Here is a 1601-nt window from a genome sequence, read left to right as displayed (position 1 = left end):
TGAAAATAATGTCTCTCAAATAATATTTTAGGAACATGATCCCCTAAATGGGTATAAAAACTCTGATCCTTTGTTTCTTTTATACCTACAGCTTTAAGTGCTTTTGATTCACATCCTAATTCGTTTGCAACTTCTTCATAATCTGCGTCGGTCAATAAATCCATATTTTTTCTTTGATTTAAAAAACAAGTTCATATTCATTTTGGTCTAATAAAATAATTGGATGTTTTTTTACAGATAAATTCATCATCACAACCGGATGAATAAACCACGCCTTGCCATCAGCGCTAAGCGTGGCAGATGGGGTGGTGTCTGTTGCGGTGGTTGGAGCGGTTGGGGTACTGGTTGCCTCGCCATTTTCTGGGGGCGTGTCGTTTTGTTGGTTTAACTGGGCTAAGCCTTTAGCTACATCATCCCACCACAACATCTTTTTTATCTTCTCTTTAGTCTTTTCCCAAGCTGTTACTTGTTTTTCTAATGCTTCCATTTTGGCATAAGATTCAAACTGCGCTTTAGTCAGCTTTTTCGAGGGGGATTCTTTATAATCAGCAGGAAAACGGTTTATTTCTCGTCTTAATGTTTCAAACCCTTTCGCTTCAGGCGAGTCCTTTGCTTTACCGACACTACTTAAATATGCCTCGAATTTGGCTTCGTCATCTACAGCTAAAAATCCCCTATTTTGTCTATCGTTTTTATCAATAAACACATGCATCAATTGCAGAACAATGAAGCCATTTTTTTATGGTTTTATTTTTCGGGGTAATATACTCAATATAATAAAATGCATTATTCATCTTTAATAAATTAACTACATCACCTTTAACTAAATACATTTTTGTTTTTTCATTTACATTGGGTTTATTGAATAAATAGGATTTCATGACTAAGTTATATGCATTTTCATAATTGATTTCATTATTAGATTTAACACAACTACCTTTTACTTTACCATTTTCCCACCCATCAACTCTAGGTCTTATTTCGTTGAATAACTCGTTGTTTTTAGACAATTCATCTAAACCAATTTGGATTTGGCTATAACAATATTTTGCTGTGAATTTTTCGTTTGATGACCATTCCTGTGTTTCAAAGCTTACTTTATTAAGTATATATAAATTAGTATCTTTATTTAATCCTATATCATAATAAATTTTAAAATACCCTCTATCTGGAAAAGTAGTTATTATTCTTATTAAATTATTTTCATCATAACGTGTTAATACTTTTTCAAAACGATTTCCTCCGACTTCATCAAAACTCGGGATCTTTATAATTAAATTATTATTATGGTAAAGATTAATAATATTTCTATTATTTTCAGTTTCGAAAACTGCCTTATTAACTACCTTATGATCAATATCAAACGTCAATTTCTCAGCATATGAATTTCTGAAAAAAACAATCAAAAAGATAAATAATATTAGTTTAAATTTTATTAATACAATCCTCATAACCAAAAATCTCTTTTAATCTGTTTGTATATTCAATACGTTCATTCAAATGATTGTATCCCCCATGTAACTATCCCCTAAAATAGTACGGCAAAAAAGTAGAAAATTCTCTATGATAAAAGAAAAGGGGATTTAATTATGAAAAAAATG

At 30.7% G+C, this 1601-nt stretch carries 2 protein-coding genes; both read right to left on the bottom strand.

Features of this window, described 5'->3' with window-relative positions:
• Positions 1–178 precede the first annotated feature (178 nt).
• On the bottom strand, positions 179–712 hold the full coding sequence (locus GQ589_RS11700) for a hypothetical protein (RefSeq protein ID WP_160426418.1): 534 nt from the start codon (positions 710–712) through the stop codon (positions 179–181).
• Positions 696–1451 carry a hypothetical protein gene (locus tag GQ589_RS11695; RefSeq protein ID WP_160426416.1) on the bottom strand — a complete coding sequence of 252 codons (756 nt, stop codon included), beginning with the start codon at positions 1449–1451 and terminating at the stop codon, positions 696–698. Before GQ589_RS11695 ends, GQ589_RS11700 begins: the two co-directional genes overlap by 17 nt.
• Positions 1452–1601: the final 150 nt, after the last annotated feature.

The organism is Gilliamella sp. Pas-s27, from assembly GCF_009795865.1.
Lineage (GTDB): Bacteria > Pseudomonadota > Gammaproteobacteria > Enterobacterales > Orbaceae > Gilliamella.
This window is presented reverse-complemented; position numbering and strand designations above follow the sequence as displayed.

Coding starts and splice junctions, on each gene's coding strand:
- GQ589_RS11700 (WP_160426418.1), bottom strand. CDS start 712: ATGCATGTGTTTATTGATAAAAACGATAGACAAAATAGGGGATTTTTA.
- GQ589_RS11695 (WP_160426416.1), bottom strand. CDS start 1,451: ATGAGGATTGTATTAATAAAATTTAAACTAATATTATTTATCTTTTTG.